Annotated in this window: 17 protein-coding genes; 10 read left to right on the forward strand and 7 right to left on the reverse strand. The window is 66.5% G+C overall.

Annotated elements, in window-relative coordinates; translation table 11 throughout:
• Positions 1 to 64 precede the first annotated feature (64 nt).
• The 7 genes from hutI to MG068_RS13270 all read left to right on the forward strand — a co-directional run bounded on the left by hutI (position 65) and on the right by MG068_RS13270 (position 10430).
• Entirely contained in the window at positions 65 to 1288 is a 1224-nt protein-coding gene (hutI, locus tag MG068_RS13240; RefSeq protein ID WP_132810429.1) for an imidazolonepropionase, read from the forward strand.
• The gene (gene hutH / locus MG068_RS13245; protein WP_132810430.1) at positions 1285 to 2826 is read left to right on the forward strand and encodes a histidine ammonia-lyase; all 1542 of its coding nucleotides are present in this window, start codon (positions 1285 to 1287) and stop codon (positions 2824 to 2826) included. Before hutI ends, hutH begins: the two co-directional genes overlap by 4 nt.
• Positions 2823 to 3677 carry an N-formylglutamate deformylase gene (hutG, locus tag MG068_RS13250; protein WP_132810431.1) on the forward strand — a complete coding sequence of 285 codons (855 nt, stop codon included), beginning with the start codon at positions 2823 to 2825 and terminating at the stop codon, positions 3675 to 3677. Before hutH ends, hutG begins: the two co-directional genes overlap by 4 nt.
• Positions 3674 to 5341 (forward strand): urocanate hydratase, encoded by a 1668-nt coding sequence (gene hutU / locus MG068_RS13255; protein ID WP_132810432.1) that lies wholly within the window; start codon positions 3674 to 3676, stop codon positions 5339 to 5341. Before hutG ends, hutU begins: the two co-directional genes overlap by 4 nt.
• 149 nt (positions 5342 to 5490) lie before the next feature.
• Positions 5491 to 6927, forward strand: coding sequence for a serine hydrolase domain-containing protein (locus tag MG068_RS13260; protein ID WP_132810433.1), 1437 nt, complete (start codon positions 5491 to 5493; stop codon positions 6925 to 6927).
• Positions 6928 to 7235: 308 nt separating this feature from the next.
• Complete coding sequence (locus MG068_RS13265; RefSeq protein WP_132810434.1) at positions 7236 to 8198, forward strand: IS110 family transposase; 963 nt, start codon at positions 7236 to 7238, stop codon at positions 8196 to 8198.
• Positions 8199 to 8318: 120 nt separating this feature from the next.
• A complete protein-coding gene (locus MG068_RS13270) occupies positions 8319 to 10430 on the forward strand; it encodes a TonB-dependent receptor family protein (RefSeq protein ID WP_132810435.1) in 2112 nt (703 codons plus the stop codon).
• A gap of 46 nt (positions 10431 to 10476) precedes the next feature.
• Here MG068_RS13270 and MG068_RS13275 read toward each other — a convergent pair whose 3' ends face one another.
• The 3 genes from MG068_RS13275 to MG068_RS13285 form a co-directional block, all read right to left on the reverse strand.
• Entirely contained in the window at positions 10477 to 11001 is a 525-nt protein-coding gene (locus tag MG068_RS13275; protein WP_132810436.1) for a hypothetical protein, read from the reverse strand.
• Positions 11002 to 11255: 254 nt separating this feature from the next.
• Entirely contained in the window at positions 11256 to 11639 is a 384-nt protein-coding gene (locus tag MG068_RS13280; protein WP_049463189.1) for a nuclear transport factor 2 family protein, read from the reverse strand.
• A gap of 52 nt (positions 11640 to 11691) precedes the next feature.
• A complete protein-coding gene (locus MG068_RS13285; protein ID WP_049422101.1) occupies positions 11692 to 12267 on the reverse strand; it encodes a TetR/AcrR family transcriptional regulator in 576 nt (191 codons plus the stop codon).
• A 69-nt stretch (positions 12268 to 12336) separates the two neighbouring features.
• Here MG068_RS13285 and MG068_RS13290 point away from each other — a divergent pair, with 69 nt between their 5' ends.
• Positions 12337 to 12882, forward strand: a complete 546-nt coding sequence (locus MG068_RS13290; RefSeq protein WP_132810437.1) for a thioesterase family protein — start codon at positions 12337 to 12339, stop codon at positions 12880 to 12882.
• 6 nt (positions 12883 to 12888) lie between these two features.
• Here the strand turns inward: MG068_RS13290 and MG068_RS13295 are convergent, their stop codons facing one another.
• Complete coding sequence (locus tag MG068_RS13295; RefSeq protein WP_132810438.1) at positions 12889 to 14022, reverse strand: agmatine deiminase family protein; 1134 nt, start codon at positions 14020 to 14022, stop codon at positions 12889 to 12891.
• Between the two features lie 105 nt (positions 14023 to 14127).
• On the opposite strand from MG068_RS13295, the gene MG068_RS13300 reads away from it, so the two are divergent.
• Positions 14128 to 15012 carry a LysR family transcriptional regulator gene (locus tag MG068_RS13300; RefSeq protein WP_132810439.1) on the forward strand — a complete coding sequence of 295 codons (885 nt, stop codon included), beginning with the start codon at positions 14128 to 14130 and terminating at the stop codon, positions 15010 to 15012.
• On the opposite strand, the gene MG068_RS13305 is transcribed toward MG068_RS13300, so the two are convergent.
• Both MG068_RS13305 and MG068_RS13310 read right to left on the reverse strand, forming a co-directional pair.
• Positions 14987 to 15775 carry an SGNH/GDSL hydrolase family protein gene (locus MG068_RS13305; protein ID WP_132810440.1) on the reverse strand — a complete coding sequence of 263 codons (789 nt, stop codon included), beginning with the start codon at positions 15773 to 15775 and terminating at the stop codon, positions 14987 to 14989. The two genes, MG068_RS13300 and MG068_RS13305, sit on opposite strands and share 26 nt — an antisense overlap.
• 49 nt (positions 15776 to 15824) lie before the next feature.
• Complete coding sequence (locus MG068_RS13310) at positions 15825 to 16790, reverse strand: DUF2268 domain-containing putative Zn-dependent protease (RefSeq protein ID WP_032127700.1); 966 nt, start codon at positions 16788 to 16790, stop codon at positions 15825 to 15827.
• 138 nt (positions 16791 to 16928) lie between these two features.
• Here MG068_RS13310 and MG068_RS13315 point away from each other — a divergent pair, with 138 nt between their 5' ends.
• Complete coding sequence (locus MG068_RS13315; protein ID WP_132810441.1) at positions 16929 to 17912, forward strand: hypothetical protein; 984 nt, start codon at positions 16929 to 16931, stop codon at positions 17910 to 17912.
• Positions 17913 to 17922: 10 nt separating this feature from the next.
• Here the strand turns inward: MG068_RS13315 and MG068_RS13320 are convergent, their stop codons facing one another.
• Entirely contained in the window at positions 17923 to 18243 is a 321-nt protein-coding gene (locus MG068_RS13320) for a hypothetical protein (protein ID WP_132810442.1), read from the reverse strand.
• Positions 18244 to 18363 lie beyond the last annotated feature (120 nt).

The following is an 18363-nucleotide window of genomic DNA, read 5'->3' on the forward strand; positions in this document are numbered from 1 at the left end:
TGGACAACCCGAAATGGACGCCTATATTGTATAGACATATAAGCACAGCCGCGTTGTGGATGCCATGCACGTCGATACCCTCTGGTCCAACGTTCACCTGATCACCCTCGATGGCGAGGGGCTGGGTGTCATCCGCGATGGCGTACTGGCCTGCGCCAACGGCCGCATCGTCCATGTCGGCGCGGCCGGCAGCGATGCCCACCTGCAGCCGACCACCCGCATCGACGGCGAAGGCCGCTGGATTTCGCCCGGACTGATCGACTGCCACACCCACCTGGTCTACGCCGGCAACCGCGCCAACGAGTTCGAGCAGCGCCTGCAGGGCGTCAGCTATGCCGACATCGCCCGTGCCGGCGGCGGCATCGTCTCCACCGTGCGCGCCACCCGCGCCGCCACGCCGGAACAGCTGGCCCGCGAAAGCCGGCCGCGCCTGTTGGCGATGCGCGCCGAGGGCGTGACCACCCTCGAGATCAAATCCGGCTACGGCCTGACCCTGCCCGACGAGCGCAAACAGCTGCAGGTGGCGCGTGCGCTGGGCGAGGAATGCCGGGTCAACGTGGTGACCACCTTCCTCGGCGCACACGCGATTCCGCCGGGCCGCGAAGCACAGGAATACACCGACGAGGTGTGCAACGTGATGATTCCGGCCATCGCCGCCGAAGGCCTGGCCGAAGCGGTGGATGTGTTCTGCGAGAACATCGCCTTCTCGCCGGCGCAGGCGCGGCAGGTCTTCGAAGCGGCGCGCGCCAACGGGCTGGCGGTGAAGATCCACGCCGAGCAGCTGAGCAACCAGCATGGCGCCGAACTGGCCGCCAGCTTCGGTGCACTCTCGGCCGACCATATCGAACACCTGGACGATGCCGGCATCGCCGCGATGGCCGCGGCCGGGACCGTGGCGGTGCTGCTGCCCGGTGCCTTCTATTTCACCCGCGATACCACCCTGCCACCGATCGCGGCGCTGCGTGCGGCCGGCGTGCCGTTGGCGCTGGCCACCGACAGCAACCCCGGTACCTCGCCACTGACCAGCCCGCTGCTGGCGATGAACATGGGCGCGACCCTGTTCCGCCTGACCGTGGACGAATGCATCGCCGGCTTCACCCGTGAGGCGGCGCGCGCATTGGGCCGTGGCGACCGAATCGGCCGCCTGGCCGTGGGCCTGGACTGCGACCTGGCGATCTGGGACATCGACGCCCCCGCCGACCTGGTCTATCGCATTGGATTCAACCCGCTGCACGCGCGCGTGGTGCGCGGACAGCCCGACCTGCCTGCCTCCTGGAGCAACACATGAGCAACACCCTGGTTCTTCGCCCCGGCCATGTCACTCTCGCCCAGTGGCGGCAGGTCTATCGTGGTGCGCCGCTTGCACTGGACCCGGCCGCGCTGCCGGTGGTGCGCGCCAGTGCGGCGGCCGTCGCCGCCATCGTCGCCAAGGGCGCGCCGGTGTATGGCATCAACACCGGCTTCGGCAAGCTGGCCAGCGTGCGCATCGAGCGCGAAGACCTGGCTACCCTGCAGCGGAACATCGTGCTTTCGCATGCGGCCGGTGTGGGCGAGCCGATGCCGGCCAGCGTGGTGCGTCTGATGATGGCGCTGAAGCTGGTCAGCCTGGCGCAGGGTGCTTCGGGCATCCGCGAGGAAACCCTGCTGCTGCTGGAAGCAATGCTGGTCAAGGGCGTGCTGCCGGTGGTGCCCGCACAGGGCTCGGTGGGTGCCTCGGGTGACCTGGCGCCGCTCTCGCACCTGGCCAGCGTGATGCTGGGCGTGGGTGAAGCCTTCATCGGTGACGAACGCCTACCGGCGGTCGACGCACTGGCACGTGTCGGCCTGCAACCGATCGAGCTGGGCGCGAAGGAAGGCCTGGCCCTGCTCAACGGCACCCAGTTCTCCACCGCCTATGCGCTGGCCGGCCTGTTCGAGATCGAGACCGTGTTCCAGGCCGCGTTGATCACCGGCGCGCTGTCGGTGGAAGCTGCCAAGGGTTCCGACACGCCCTTCGACCCGCGCATCCACGCGATCCGCGGCCAGCGCGGGCAGATCGCCACCGCCGCCACCCTGCGCGCGCTGATGCAGGGCTCGGACATCCGCGAGTCGCACCGTGACAACGACGTGCGCGTGCAGGACCCGTACTGCCTGCGCTGCCAGCCGCAGGTGATGGGCGCGGCGCTGGACATCCTGCGCCAGGCCGCGACCACGCTGGAAATCGAAGCCAACGGCGTGTCCGACAATCCGCTGGTGTTCACCGACACCGGCGAGGCACTGTCAGGCGGCAACTTCCACGCCGAGCCGGTCGCCTTCGCCGCCGACATGCTGGCGATGGCGGTGTGCGAGATCGGTTCGATCAGCGAGCGCCGCCTGGCGATGCTGGTGGACCCGGCGCTGTCCGGCCTGCCGGCGTTCCTGACCCCACGCCCGGGCCTGAATTCCGGCTTCATGATTCCGCAGGTGACCGCCGCCGCGCTGGTCTCGGAAAACAAGCAGCGCGCCTACCCGGCCAGCGTCGATTCGATCCCGACCTCGGCCAATCAGGAAGACCATGTGTCGATGGCCGCACACGGTGCGCGCCGCCTGATGCAGATGGCCGAGAACGCCGCCAACGTGATCGGCATCGAGCTGCTGGCCGCCGCGCAGGGCTGCGACTTCCACGCCCCGCTGCGCTCCAGCGCCGCGCTGGAAACCGTGCGCGCCACCCTGCGTGCGCAGGTGCCGACGCTGGAAGAAGACCGCTACTTCCATCCGGACATGGTTACCGCCACCCATCTGGTGCGCAGTGGCGCGCTGGCGCAGGGCCTGACCGACCTGCTGCCAACCGTGGAACCGCAGGCATGAATACCCATCCCGAATGGCTGACGGTGCACGAAGGCGATGCCCCGTTGATCGTCAGCTTCCCGCATACCGGCAGCGAGCTGCCGCACGACCTGATCGGCGACTACCACTCGCCGTGGCTGGCCCGCCGCGATGCCGACTGGTGGGTGCACGAACTGTACGATTTCGTGCGCGGCATGGGCGCGACCACGGTGCGCTCGGCGATCTCGCGCTCGGTGATCGACCTCAACCGCGATCCCAGCGGCGTGTCGCTGTACCCGGGCCAGAACACCACCGGCCTGTGCCCGCTCACCACCTTCGACAACCAGCCGCTGTACCACGCCGGCCGCGAACCGGATGACGTGGAAATTGCGCGCCGCCGCGACACGTATTTCCTGCCCTACCACGATGCGCTGGCCGCACAGATCACGCGCCTGCGCGCGAAGTTCGGCACTGTCGTGGTGTACGACGCGCACTCGATCCGCTCGCATATCCCGCACCTGTTCGACGGCGAGCTGCCGCAGTTCAACCTGGGCACCGCCGGTCCCTCCGGTGCTCCGGACACCTCCTGCGACAACGCGCTGAGCGATGTGGTGGAGAACCTGCTGAAGATCAGTGGCATGAGCCAGGTGCGTAACGGCCGCTTCAAGGGCGGCTGGATCACCCGCCACTACAGCAACGTCGCCGGCGGCGTGCACAGCCTGCAGATGGAACTGGCCTGCCGCGGCTACATGCACGAACCCCTGCCGGACCAGGTGGACGAGCACAGCTGGCCCACCCCGCTCGACCCCGACCACGCCGCACCGCTGCGCCACACCCTGGCGCAGGTGCTCAACGCCTGCCTTGAATTCGCAACGAACCGGAGCGCCGCATGACCCGCAACGACCCGACCCGCACCATTGCCGCGCCGACCGGCACCACGCTCAACGCCAAGAGCTGGCTGACCGAAGCGCCGCTGCGCATGCTGATGAACAACCTGCACCCGGACGTGGCCGAACGGCCGCAGGAACTGGTGGTGTACGGCGGCATCGGCCGTGCCGCGCGCGACTGGGAGAGCTTCGATGCCATCGTCGAGACGCTCAAGCGCCTGGACGATGACCAGACCCTGCTGGTGCAGTCGGGCAAGCCGGTGGGCGTGTTCCGCACCCACGCTGATGCACCGCGCGTGCTGATCGCCAATTCCAATCTGGTGCCACGCTGGGCCAACTGGGACCACTTCAACGAACTGGATAAGAGGGGCCTGGCCATGTACGGCCAGATGACCGCCGGCAGCTGGATCTACATCGGCGCGCAGGGCATCGTGCAGGGCACCTACGAGACCTTCGTGGAGATGGGCCGCCAGCATTTCGGTGGCGACCTGACCGGCAAGTGGCTGTTCACCGGCGGCCTGGGCGGCATGGGCGGCGCGCAGCCGCTGGCTGCCGTAATGGCCGGCGCGTCCTGCCTGGCCGTCGAGTGCCGCAAGAGCAGCATCGACATGCGCCTGCGCACCGGCTACCTGGACACCTGGACCGACAACCTGGACGAAGCGCTGCGGCTGATCGATGAATCGTGCAAGGCCGGTACGCCGAAGTCGGTGGGCCTGCTCGGCAACGTCGCCGACGTACTGGCTGAACTGCTCAAGCGCGGCGTGAAGCCGGACCTGCTGACCGATCAGACCTCCGCGCACGACCCGGTGAACGGCTACCTGCCGCAGGGCTGGACGGTCGAGCAGTGGGATGAGAAACGTGTCTCCGCCCCCAAGGAAGTGGAGAAGGCTGCACGCGCATCGATGGCCAACCACATCCGCGCCATGCTCGGCTTCCACGCACTGGGCGTGCCGACCGTGGACTACGGCAACAACCTGCGACAGATGGCGCTGGAAGAAGGCGTGGAGAACGCGTTCGACTTCCCGGGTTTCGTGCCGGCCTACATCCGTCCGCTGTTCTGCCGCGGCATCGGCCCGTTCCGCTGGGCCGCATTGAGCGGCGACCCGGAAGACATTGCCAAGACCGACGCCAAGGTGAAGGAACTGATTCCGGACAACCCGCACCTGCACCGCTGGCTGGACATGGCTGCCGAGAAGATCAAGTTCCAGGGCCTGCCGGCGCGCATCTGCTGGGTCGGCCTGGGTGATCGCGATCGACTCGGCCTGGCGTTCAACGAGATGGTCGCCAACGGCGAGCTGAAGGCACCGGTGGTGATCGGCCGCGATCATCTGGACAGCGGCAGCGTGGCATCGCCGAACCGCGAAACCGAAGCGATGGCCGACGGTTCGGATGCGGTCTCCGACTGGCCGCTGCTGAACGCCCTGCTCAACACCGCCAGCGGCGCGACCTGGGTATCGCTGCACCACGGTGGCGGCGTCGGCATGGGCTTCTCGCAACACGCCGGCATGGTGATCGTCTGCGACGGCACCGAGGCCGCGGCCAAGCGGATTGGCCGCGTGCTGTGGAACGACCCGGCCACAGGCGTGATGCGCCATGCCGATGCAGGCTATGAAATCGCGATCGACTGCGCGAAGGAAAAGGGGCTGGATCTGCCAGGAATCCTGGGCTGATCGCAGGGGTGCCGGCCAGCGGCCGGCACTACCGGAAGCGTAGGGTAGTGCCGGCCGCTGGCCGGCTCTCCCTGATGCGGGAATCGGTGCCCTTGACCCGCTCTCCCGCCGTGACCAACATGCGCCATCACCGCTGACGGATCACCGCGATGTACCGCACCTTTGCTGCTGCATTGCTCTGCGCCCTGTTCGCTGCTCCGATCGCTTCGGCGCGTGAGTCCCCTGGCGATCTTTCCAATCAGCTCGACACCCAACTGCAGGCCAACCGCGAGCGCTACGGCATCGCCGGCCAGGCGGTACTGGTCGCGCACAATGGCCAGGTGCTCTACCAGGGCGCCAGCGGCGAACGCGATCCCGCTGCCCATGTGCCTGCCACTGTCGATACCATCTTCGCCGCGCAATCCATGGCCAAGCTGCTGACCAGCACACTGGTGATGCAGCTGGTCGACCAGGGCAAGGTGGATCTGGACGCACCGGCCAGCCGTTATGTTCCGGACCTACCGACGGCATGGCAGGCAATTCACGTACGCGATTTCCTCAACCACAGCTCGGGTATCGGCGAGTATTACGACCGGGTGGACAACCGCTGGGTGAGCAAGGGCTACACCGGAGTGGCGCCTAACCTTGGCGCTGCACTGAAGGTGGCCGGCGCGACACCGATGCAGTTCGTCACCGGCAGCCGAGTGCAGTACACGCAGGCCAACTACCTGGTGCTGACCGCCTTGCTGGAAGCGCATTACGGCAAGCCCTACCCGGCCATCGCGCGCGAACGCATCCTGCAACCGCTGAAGATGACCAGCACCTCATGGGGCGTCACCAGCGTGCCAGCCACGCGCGCGGCGGTGCCTTACATCGGCAAGGACGGCCAACTGCAGCCGGCCAATGAAGACCCCTGGCCGAACTACGGTTGGGGCCACGCCGACCTGCAGACCACCGTGGGCGACATGAACCGTTTCCTGCAGGCGCTGGCGACCGGCAAGCTGCTGCGCACGTCCACGCTGGAAACGCTCTGGCAGCCGCAGAAGCTGAGCGGCGGCGGCAGCAATTTCTTCTCCACCGGTTGGGACACCACTCGCAGCGACGGCTACACCCAGGTCGGCCACGATGGTGGCACCCGCGTGCGGGCACGGCTGGCCTACAAGGGCACGCTGGCCAGCGGTTACTGGGTATTCGTGTACCTGACCAACGGCAGCGCCCGCAATGTCTGGTCGAGCACGCTGGTGGAGAGCACGATGGCGGTCGCCGCACCGCGGGAGTTCCCGCATGCGGTGCTGTCCGAGCGGCTGATCGCGTATGCGCTGGATGACAGCGCTGGCGCGGCCGAAGCAGTGCGTAGCTGGCTGCGCGTCAGCAACGGCGTTCCCACCGGCGAACTGGAACGTGCGATCAATGCCGATGGCTATGCCATCCGCGAGAGTCTGGGTGCCAGCAAGGCACTGAAAGTGTTCGCGCTCAACGCCGAGCTGTATCCGGATTCGGCCAACGCGTGGGACAGCCTGGCCGAGTGCCATGCGGCGCTGGGCGATGCAGAGATTGCCAAGGCGCTGTACGCGAAGGCCAAGGCGCTGGCGAAGCCGGCTCTGTAGAGTCGAGCCGTGCTCGACTCCGCGACACAGAGAAAGTCGAGCACGGCTCGACTCTACAGAAAGCGAAAGACAGTCGAGCAAGCTTGTATGTTCCTCCCGGCTCCTACGAGGTATGTAGGAGCCAGGGTGGAGGGACCGTCAAGCATGCATCTGCGGATACTAGCCGACAGACGAGTCGAGCGATCCCCATCCCGCACACGAACGTCGATAAAGGATCGTACGGCCCCCAAAGGGGATCGTCGATGTAGGCAAGCTAACGTCGGTGCGGTACCACCCCAGCCCCTTAAAGATAGCTGGGAGCCGTACAAATGTCTGATTCTCTCGATATTGGCGTGGACGTGGACTCCAAGGAGTTCGTACCGGCAGTGGCCGACCGCAAGGCCGGCGACAGGATCGCCAACACCCGGGCCGGCATAGCCCAGTGGCTCAACACCTTGCCCCAGCGATGCCGGATTGGCATGGAGGCGACGGGGCGGTACTACGAGTTGTTGGCTCGGATGGCTGGCCAGGCAGGCCACGTTGTCTATGTGATCAATCCACGTCTGATCAAGCACTACGGCCGGGCGACGGGCTCGCGTGGCAAGACGGACGCCATGGACGCCGAAGCGATCGCCCGGTACGTGAAGAAGGAGAACGATCGCCTGCGTGAATACGTACCGCGTACCGACGAGCAGCAGCAGATGCACGATTTGCTGCGCAAGCGGCAGACGCTGGTAAAGACACGCGCGCGCCTGGAGCAATCCTTCGGGGTAAGCAAAAGTGCCCCCGGGGAGCTGTCAGATCTGTTCTGCGCTCTGGCTGGGACGCTGTCCGAGCTGGAAAGCGAACTGCAGCGCTTGGCTCGCGATGGAGAGCATGGCACGCTCTACAAGCGCCTGTTGACCATCCCTGGTATCGGCCCCGCTGTCGCCGCTCACCTGATCTACTACATGACGCGCTGGCCGTTGGCCAACGCCAACGCGTGGATCGCCTGCACCGGCCTGGATCCCCGGCCCAACGAGTCTGGCGGAAGAACGGGACGGCGTCGGCTGTCCAAACAGGGCGCGCCAGTGCTGCGCCAGATGCTCTACATGGCCGCCATGGGGCTCAAGCGGTGTCGTCGGGGGCAACCGCTCTACGACGAGCTGTCAAAACGCGGTCACCCCAGCACCGCCGTCTTCAACATCCTGGCCAGAAAGCTGGCCAGGATCGCCTGGGGTGTCTTCAAAAGCGGCCGGGACTTCGATCCGGCCATGCTGAAGGTGGGTCAAGCCTGCTTCCAGCAGGCTTGACCACGAACATAGGATCTCGACTCTACAAGGAGCGCGGGCGGCCATACGCCGCCGATGGGTGACGTGACGTCGCCGACCTGTTAACTTGCGCGCCACTTTCTTGGTTTACAGCATTCCCGCATGTCGCTCTCGCCGTACCGCCCCACCCCGTCGCTGCTGTTCCTGGCCGTTTCCCTCTGCCTCTCCTCCACCGCCGCTGCGGCCCCGCAGGCCACCACGCTGGATGCCGTGCAGGTCACCGCCGCTGCCGATGCCAGCGCGCAGGCGCGCGCGGCGCTGAAGCGCGTGCCCGGCGCCAGCAATGTCATCGACGTGGCCAAGGCCGACAGCCGCTTGTCCAGCAGTGCCGATGTGCTGGCCTATCAACCGGGCATCAGCGCGCAGTCGCCGGGCAACGAGGGCACCAAGATCTCGATCCGTGGCTCGGGCATCAACCGGGGCCCGGGCGCGCACGCCTCGGGCATTGCGGTGTCGATCGACGGTCTGCCACTGACCGGCCCGGGCGGCACGCCCTACGAGCTGCTGGAACCGCTGTGGCTGTCGCGCGTGGAAGTCCTGCGCGGCGCCAACGGCTTCGAGCGCGGCGCGCTGGCGCTGGGCGGTGCCATCGACTACGTCAGCCGCAGCGGTCGTGATTCGGCGGGCCTGCAGCTGCACTACGAAGCCGGCAGCCGTGGCTACCAGAAGCGCGGCATCAGCTGGGGCGGCGTCAGTGGTGATGTCGACTACTTCCTGGCCTACACCGATACCGAATTCGACGGTTACCAGCGCCATGCGCGCGGCGACGGCAAGGGCGCGATGGCCAACATCGGCTGGCAGATCACGCCCGATCTGCAGACGCGCTTCTTCGTGCGCTACCGCGAGACCAATCACGAAACGCCCGGTCGCCTGACCCGCGATCAGATCCGCAACGATCCGCGTGCCGCGAATGCCGCCAACCTGGCCATCGATGCACGTCGCCCGCAGCCCGGCAGCACGTGGGTGGGCAATGTCACCACGCTGCAGATCGATGAGGACTCCTCGCTGCAGGCCGGGCTGGTCTACCACAAGTATCCGATGGACTTGAACGAGAGCCTGTACCGCCAGCAGCTGGACTACGCCAACGTCAACGCCACGTTGGACTACCGCCACCGCCACCGGCTGTTCGGACTGGACAGCGAAACCACGGTCGGCCTGCGCGTCACCCACGATCTGGACGCCGATGTGCGCGAGTCGCTGCGTTTTGCCAGCAACGGCTATGCCGCCGACACGCGCACACGTGACTTCCGCCACCACGGCACCGACAGCACCCTGCACGTCAGCAACACCCTCTCCTTCAATGACCGCCTGCGCATGCAGACCGGGCTGGCGCTGATCAACACCCGCCGCGATGTGCAGGTAACCTGGCCGAGCAGCGGCGGCCGCCTGCGCGACCACGACTGGGACTACGCGCCGCGACTGGGCTTCACCTGGCAGCACAGCGCCCAGACCCAGTGGTTCGGCAACCTCAGCCGCTCGGTGGAAGCACCGCACCCGTGGTCGATGATCTGGGGCTCGAACCAGTACTTCGGGCCGGGCAATGGCCCGTCCACCGGACGCCAGCGCACGCCGGTGCCGATGCAGAACCAGACCGCCACCACGCTGGAACTGGGCGCGCGCGGTGACGCGGCGCTGGGTCGTTGGGAGCTGACCGGTTACTACGCGCACGTGAACCACGAACTGCTGAGCGTCGAACTGCAACCGGTGCCGAACCTGTTCATCGCCGAGAACAACGCCAGCCCCACCGTGCACCGCGGCATCGAAGCGGGGCTGGACAGCACGCTGTGGCAGGCTGCACCGGGCCGCGTGTCGCTGCGCCAGGCGTACACCTTCAGCGACTTCCGCTATCGCCACGATGCGCGTTTCGGCAGCAACCGCCTGCCCGGCCTGCCGCGCCACGCCTACCAGGCCGAGCTGCGCTTCGATCACGCGTCCGGCCTGTACGCTGCGCTCAATACCGAATACGCCTCGCGCATCGCCGTCGACTACGCCAACAGCTACTGGGCCGGCAGCCATGTGATCTTCGGCAGCCGCATCGGCTACGACGCACCCGGCGGTCGCTGGCAGGCCTGGGCGGAGATGCGCAACATCGGCAACCGCCACTACGCCGCCACGGTCACGCCAGGCTACAACGATGCCGGCAAGGATATTGCCCGCTCGACGCCGGGCGAAGGCCGTGGCATCTACGCTGGTGTGCGTTTGCGCTTTGACTGATGACCGCAGGCGGCGCCGGGTGTGATCCAGCGCCGCCGTTTCAATGTCAGCTGATGCGCCACGCCGGCAGGCGCTCGCTGCGTTTCCAGATGGAAGGCGCGAAGCCGATCAGCACCATCGCCGCCAGCCACTTCGGTGAGGTAGTGAGCAGTGTCGATGTGAGCGAGCCATCGACGGGGGCAGCCATTTCCTGCCACGGGTTGTAGCCCAGGTAGACGATGCTGCCAGCCCACCACAGCAACGCCACACCGAAACCCACCAACAGCAGGGCCAGCGTTCGGCAGGTCCAGCGCTGCGAGGTGGTACCCCATTCGCGGGATACCGCCACCAGCAGGCCCACCACCAGCAGCGAAATCAGGGCTACCAGGCCGATATCGACCTTGGGCCCAATACGCTCATAAGTGCAGGCGCGGCATTGCGCCTCTTCCGTAGCGGTGGTGGTGGCATTTTCGGTGATGTCGGCCTGCCCGGCTGCGGGCTGCGCGAGTGCTGCAAACGGCAACAACACCGCCAGCAGCACCATCATGGTCCAACGAAACAACGTCCTGTTGCGGTGTGCAGCGACATCCATGCGCTCTTCCTCGTCAGTGGTGGTTGACAGCCGGCCACATACCTTGGCCTTGGCGCGGATCATAGCGCAGGGTAGGCCAGGAGCGAAAAACCGAGCTCGGCCATCCACATACGCCGCTACAGCTCGTGGAGCATGGGGGCTCAAGAGCCTGATGCAGCATGCAGACATCCTTGCCGGGCACGCGCGGGTGGTGTTGCGCGGATTCGACCCCGGTCGGGGCCGCTGTCCAGACTAGGGGCCTATGCCATCGATCCTCAGCTGCGGTCGATGATCCGCACGATGCGACCGTCCTCAAAAGCGAACTCGCTGCGTCCCTGCAGGGCCAGTTCCGTGCCCGCACTGGGACCATCGGGAATGTCCTGCGCGAACACGCCACGCCAGCCGATCCTGGCCAGCGCCATGCCATCCTCGAAGGTCAACTCGAGCAACCGCTGCTCGCGCTCGCGGAACAACGGCGCCGATTGCCGTGCCAGTTCGCCGAAGGCATCGATGCCTTCGGTGACCATCGTCAGCTGGCTGCCGCTGTGGTTCTCGAATCGCACGTTATGCGCCAGCACCGCCAGCATGGCGTCGATGTCGAAGCGGTTGTAGGCCTGCAGGTAGTGCTCAATCAGGTGGCGGCAGTGCGATTCGTCCATGGCGGCGTCCAGTCAGGGCCTGCGCCGAGTCTCCCGCGACCGTGCCGCCGGATCAAGGCCGCGCGGCGGCTTTCAACAACTGCGCGGCCACCTGGTCGAACGGGGCGATGTCCTGCAGAGCGCGGCACATCGCCACCGCACCTTCCACGCTGGCGATCACCAGACTGGCCAGCCCACCTGCGGCGGCCGGATCGTGTCCGTCGGCGACGAACGCTGCGGCCAGATGGCCCTGCCAGCGTGCGAATACCTCTGCAGCTGCCGCGCGCGGCTGGCTGTGCACCGCGTCAACCGGCTCCTCCACCGCAGCGGCCAACACCGGGCAGCCGGCGCGGAAATCCGTGCGCAGCAGGCGCTCGCGCCACATCGTCAGGAACTGCTGCAGGCCCTGCACCGCCCCGCCCTTCAGCAGCTCCACCAACAACGCTTCGACCTTGTCGCCGGCCATATGGGTGGCACGCGCCAACAGCTCCTGCTTGCCGCCGGGAAAGTGGTGATAGGTGGAGCCCAGCGGTGCCTCGGCCAGCTTGGTGACCTCACGGATGCTGGTGGCATTGAGACCCACGCGCGCCAGCATCTGTGCCGCAGCATCAATCACGCGTTGTGGCGCATCAGAGGGACGCGGGCTCACGGGAGGCTCCTTGCCAGGACAGTCGTCATAGATTAGCGTACCGGCGATTCTATAACAGTCGTCATAACCATGAATCTCTGGTTCCGCCTGCTCCACCTGCTCCTGTGCAGCCTGTTCCGGCCCAAGCTGGAGGCCCCGTTCGGGGTCTCGCGGCTGCAGTTCCGGGTACTGCCCAATGACCTGGACAGCAACCTGCACATGACCAACGGCCGCTACTGGAACATCTTCGACCTGGGCCGGCTGGACCTGATCCTGCGCATGGGCCTGGGCCGGGTGGCGCTGCGCGAGAAGTGGGCACCGATCGTCGGCGCCGGCACCATCCAGTTCCGCCGCGAACTCAAGCCATTCCAGCGCTTCACCCTGGAAACGCGACTGGTCGGCTGGGTCGGTTCGCGCGGCATCATGGAGCAGCGCGTGCTGATCGGTACCGAGCAGAAGATCGCCACGCGCGCGCTGCTGGTCACCGGTATCTACGACCGCCGCGCGCGGCAGTTCCTGGGCATGCCGAAGATGATGGAATCGATCGGCGTGGTCGCCCCGCCGTCGCCGCCGCTCAGTGCGGCCGCCGAGGCGCTGCTGGCTGCCGATGCGGCATTGAAGCAGGACGACGCCTGAGGCGCGTCAGCCCACCTTCGGCATGTTCTTGGTCACGCAATGGATGCCGCCACCGCCGCCTGCGATGGCATCGATATCCACCTGCTCGATCACGCGGCCGGGATACATGTCTTCCAGTAGTTCGCGGCAGAATCCATCGGCTTCGTCGTCTCCGAACTGCGGCGCGACCACTGCGCCGTTGATCGGCAGGTAGTTGATGTAGCCCATCGCCAGATCGTCGTTGTCGCGCGTATGCACGTTGTCGCGCCCGTCCTGCGGCGGCGGCAGCGTATGCACCTGCAGGCGACGGCCATCGTCATCGGTGGCCCCGCGCAGGATCCGCAGATGCTCGCGGGTCAGGTCGTAATCGTAGGACTCCGGATCGTTGTCCAGATTGGCGATCACCACGCCCGGGCGTACGAAGCGCGCATAGAAGTCCACGTGCGCATCGGTGATGTCCTTGCCGGCGATGCCGGGCAGCCAGATCACCTTGCGCAGGCCCAGGTGATGCTCCAGCTCGGCCTCGATATCCGCGCGCGACCAGTCCGGATTGCGGTTGCGGTTGACCCAGCAGCTTTCGGTGAGGATGGCCGTGCCATGGCCATCGACTTCGATGCCACCGCCCTCGCCCACCAGATCGCTTTCCAGCAGCGTCGCGCCAGTCACCTGCGCCAGCCACGGCGCCACCGCGCCATCGTTGCGCGCGCTCTGCTTGCCGCCCCAGCCATTGAAGTTGAAGTCGACCAGGCCCAGCCCGCCCTGGCCATCGGTGACGAAGCACCCACCATAGTCGCGCACCCAGATGTCATCCAGCGGCACCTCGAGGAACTCGATGTTGTCGCGGCCACAGCGATCCTGCGCCTGCTTCAACTGCGCCGGGCGGCACAGCACGCTGACCGGCTGGTGGCGCGCGATGGTACGGGCCAACCGCGCCACGGCGGTGTTCACCGCATCGGCTTGCGCGCCCCACACCCGCGGCTGCGCGGCGAAGGCAAGGAACACGCGTTCCTGTGGGCCATGTTCATCGGGCATGCGCCAGGTGGCTGCGCCCGGCGCCGCCGCAGCCACGCGACCCGGCAGCCCGGCCAGGCCCAGAGCGGCCAGGCCACCAAGACCGGCGGCGCCCGCCAGTTGGGTGAGGAAGTGACGACGGTTGCTCATGACAGGCTCCAGGGCCGGTGTGGGATGGGCGCTATGCTGCGCTTGCCTATACATAAGAACAAACGATAGATTCAGCCATCAATTGAACAGTTCTACTTATCTGAAATGCTCAAGCACTGGCCACCACTGAACGCCCTGCGGGGTTTCGAGGCTGCGGCCCGGCTGGGCAGTTTCCACCGTGCGGCGGAGGAACTGCACCTGACCCAGTCGGCCATCAGCCAGCAGATCCGGGGCCTGGAAGCGTCGCTGCAGCAGCCGTTGTTCTTCCGGCAGGGCCGCAGCGTCACCCTCACCGATGCCGGCATCGACCTGCTGGAAACAACGCAGGCGCTGCTGCGGCAGCTGGCCAGCGGCATCCGCCGGCTCGATCAGTACCGCAAGCCCAATCAACTGATCGTCAACGCCAGCCCGGCCTTCGCCCGCCATTGGCTGGTGCCACGCCTGGCCGGGTTCCACCGCCTGCATCCCGACGCCGACCTATGGCTGCTGACCAGCGAGGAAGCACCAGACATGACCACGCAGACGCTGGACGTGTCGGTGCGTGATGACCTCGACTCACAGGCGCAGTGCCAGCACCGCGTGCTGCTGCAGGACCGTCTCTATCCAGCCTGCCATCCGGCCCTGCTCGCCACACCGGCGCACGAACGCCTCACCCTGCATGGCGAGCGCGAGATGGACTGGAGCCAATGGCAGGTGCAGGGTGGCGCCGATGTCGGCCAGCGCCGCGAGGGAATGAATTTCTCCGAGCCCGGGCAGTTGCTGGATGCCGCGTGCCAAGGGCTGGGTATCGCACTGGTCAGCGAGCTGCTGAGCGCGCGTGCCTGCGAACAAGGCCTGCTGCAAGCCCTGGATGATGCACGCGTGCGCGGCCCGCGCTGGAGCTGGCTGGTGCATGAGGACAGCGCGGCCGATCCGCTAGTGATCAGTTTCTGTGAGTGGTTGCTGGCGAGTCTGCCCGCAGAAGCTACTTCTGCTGCAGCGCGCGCTTGACCGCCGACTCGGCCAACGGCGCCATCACCGCATAGCCCTTCGCCGTAGGATGCACGCCGTCCTCCGCCAACTGCGGGTCCAGTCCGCCGATCGCATTGGCCATCGGCGTGTAGTAGTCCAGATAGACCAGCTGCTGTGCATCGGCATAGCGCTTCAATGCCGTGTTCAATGCACGCACCTTGGGCGCAGGTGCTGTGCCCGGCAGCCACGGGTAATCGCTGACCGGCAGCACTGATGCCAGCACTACGGCGATGCCATGTGCACGGGCCAGGTTCACCATCGCGTGCAGGTTGTCTTCGATCATCGCCTGCGTGGACGGGCCGGTGTTGCCTGCAATGTCGTTGGTGCCGGCCAGGATCACCACCACCTGTGGCTTCAGTGCCAGCACGTCCTGCGGGAAACGCACCAGCATCTGCGCCGTGGTCTGGCCGCTGATGCCGCGGTTGAGCCAGCCCTTGCCGGGGAAGAAACCGGCACTGCCCTCCCTGCCCCAGCCCTCGGTGATGGAGTCACCGAAGAACACCACGCGCGGCTGGCCGGGCACCGCATCAGGTAGGCGCGCATTGGCATCACGATAGCGTTGCAGCTCCGGCCAATCGGCCAGGCGCTGCTGCATGAAGCGCACTTCGTCGGGGCGTAGCTGGTCGATGGGCGTCTGCAGTAGCGGGTTGACTGCGACGGCCTCAGCGGCGCCCAGCGGAGAAGCCAACGCGAGGCCCAACGTCACGACAGTGGCAGTGGCAAGCTCAACAGGTCCACGCATGCGGGTACTCCTGAAATCATCTTCAGCAGTCTAACGCCCCACCCTGTGCTCAGCGTGCAGCCGTACGCGCCGCCACACCCGTGACTTTCGCCGGCATCCACATACCCGGCGTCCAGCCGCTGGCGGCCAGGATCGCCTTCGGGTTGTCCTGCTGGATCAGCGCACGCACCGCGTCACGCTTGTTCTTGGCCTGCAGGTAATAGGCCTTGGCGATGCGGTATCCCACCCAGTACCCGAGGTCATAGGGCTCCTGCGAACCGGGCTTGTAGTTGTACAGCCACGGCGACAGATCGGTGCTGTCCAGATCCAGCGCGAATGCGCTTTCGATATGCACTTCCCGACCACGGGTCCAGGCCGCATGGCGCCCGTTGCCGACGTTGCCGGAAATCAGTTCGGCGATGAACTCAGCAATGCCCTCGCCCAACGAAACACGCAGCACCGTCGCATGCGGGTCGCCCGGCTCGAAGTCGGTCAGGCCGGTCTGCTGGATGTGCACGTACTCGTGCGCGATCACATGCACGAAGCGGTCCTGCACATTGGGATTCATGAAATCGGCTGCGCACAGCGCTTCCAGGCCGATGATCACGCCGCTTTTCGAGGTCAACCCTACCGGACGACCACGGCCGACGGCGATGGTCACCGGCGGAAACGCAGCCTGCGGATAGATGGCCTGCAGGTTGGAAAACACCTGCGTCAGACGTTGTTTCACCGCCGGCAGTTCGGCCAGGCAGCTTCGCCCCTGCACATACAGCTCCGGCTGGCTGGCGATGGACTCGGCAATGCGCTCGGGGGTGACCCGGCGCGCCTTGGCCAGCTCGGCCAGGCCCGCCGAACCCTCGGCCATGTAGCCACGCAACTGCGCAACGCTGGGTTTGCCACCTGCGTTGTCGTACAGCGCGTAGAAACGGCTGACATCGTCAGTGACAATCTGCGGCCCGGCCGGTGCCGCCGCCGTGGCCATGCCAACCACCCCGGCACAGGCCAGGGCCAACAGGCCGCGCAGGATCATGGACATCGCTCCGTCCTTGGTGGAGTGCATGCGAAGCGCGCAATCTATCACTCCGGCCCGGCCGCCGCAGCAAGCAGATGCGGGCACCCCGGCGCTGTGCCAGACTCGCGTTGGCACCTGCCACGGAAGATAGAGCACCCCGCGATGATGATCGTTCCCGCCTACTGGGCTGAAGCCCGCCTGCAGGCCCGTTTCCGTGGCCGGCCGGTGGTGGTGCGCCGCTTCGGCTGGTCCGACGAAGGCCCTGCCGAGGCGCAGGTGCACGCCGACCGCCGCGCCAATGAAGCCCTCAATGCCATCCTCGCCGGACAGGTGCTGCCGCGTCGCGAAGTGCGCAGCAACTACGGCGTGGAAGGCGTGCCGATCCGCGAGCAGATCGTGCAGCGCGACGGCGACGTCGTCATCACCCGCAACAGCTATGGCGCACTGTGCCTCAACAGCCCGGACGTACTGTTCGCCGACATCGACCATGCGCAGCCGCCAGCCGGCTGCGTTATGCCGGCCATCGTTGCGGCGGTCGTGCTGCTTGCCAGCGCCGTCACCGGCACGCTGCTGTGGCATTGGCTGGTGGGACTGGTGCTGGGCGTGGCGGCGGTGGTTCTGGTCAATGCGGCATTGCTGATGCGCCGCAGGCAGCGGCTGGCCGCCGCCGGGGGCGCCGAGGGGTTGGCGCTGCGACGCGTGGAAGCCTTCAGCGAACAACACCCCCACTGGCATCTGCGCGCCTACCGGACGCCCGCGGGACTGCGCGTACTGGCGATGCATGCCACGTTCTCCCCGGAGGACGAGCAGCTGCAGGCATTCTTCAAGGCACTGGGCACCGATACCCTGTACGCGCGCATGTGCCGGCTGCAGCATTGCTTCCGTGCGCGACTGACACCGAAGCCGTGGCGCGTCGGCCTGAAGTACCGCATCCGCCCGCCAGTGGCCGCGTGGTCATCCGAACAGGCCAACAACCCGGATCGATTGGCCTGGATTGCCGAGTACGAAAAGAAGAGCGCCGGCTTCGCAGCCTGCGCTTATCTACGCAGTTTCGGCGATACCACCCGGGTGCATGCCAAGGCCGAGCACGTGCGCGACCTGCATGACGGGTTATCCCACGCGCAGGACCGCCTACCGCTGGCGTGAGGGCGGGTGCTCAGTCAGCGCTCTGCACGAACGGCTGCCCTGCCAGGGTAGTGCCCAGCCGCACCGCGATCTGTTGACCGTCCTTTTCGAAGGTCGTCGCACACTGCTTTCCGTCCTTCTGGCATCCGACTTCCGGAAAGCCCTCCAGCGACTCCGGCGCGCCCTGCGCAGGTTTCGCCTGCCAGCCTGCAGCATCCAGCAGGCGCTTGGCCTTGGCGTAAGGCATGCCGGCGACAATGCCCAATTGCATCAGCTCAGCAGGAAACGACTGAGCATATGCCGTTGAAACCAGGGCCAACGACAACGTTGCAGCAAGGAGAATGGCTTTCATTGCACCGACCTGGAACGAGCGATCAGGTTCAGCCTAGACCATTTGCGTGGCATGCGAATGTGCCGGTAACACGTCGTTACCGAGTCTCCACAGTTGATTGCAGAGCATCCATGGATGATC

The organism is Stenotrophomonas sp. ASS1, assembly GCF_004346925.1.
Lineage (GTDB): Bacteria > Pseudomonadota > Gammaproteobacteria > Xanthomonadales > Xanthomonadaceae > Stenotrophomonas > Stenotrophomonas maltophilia_A.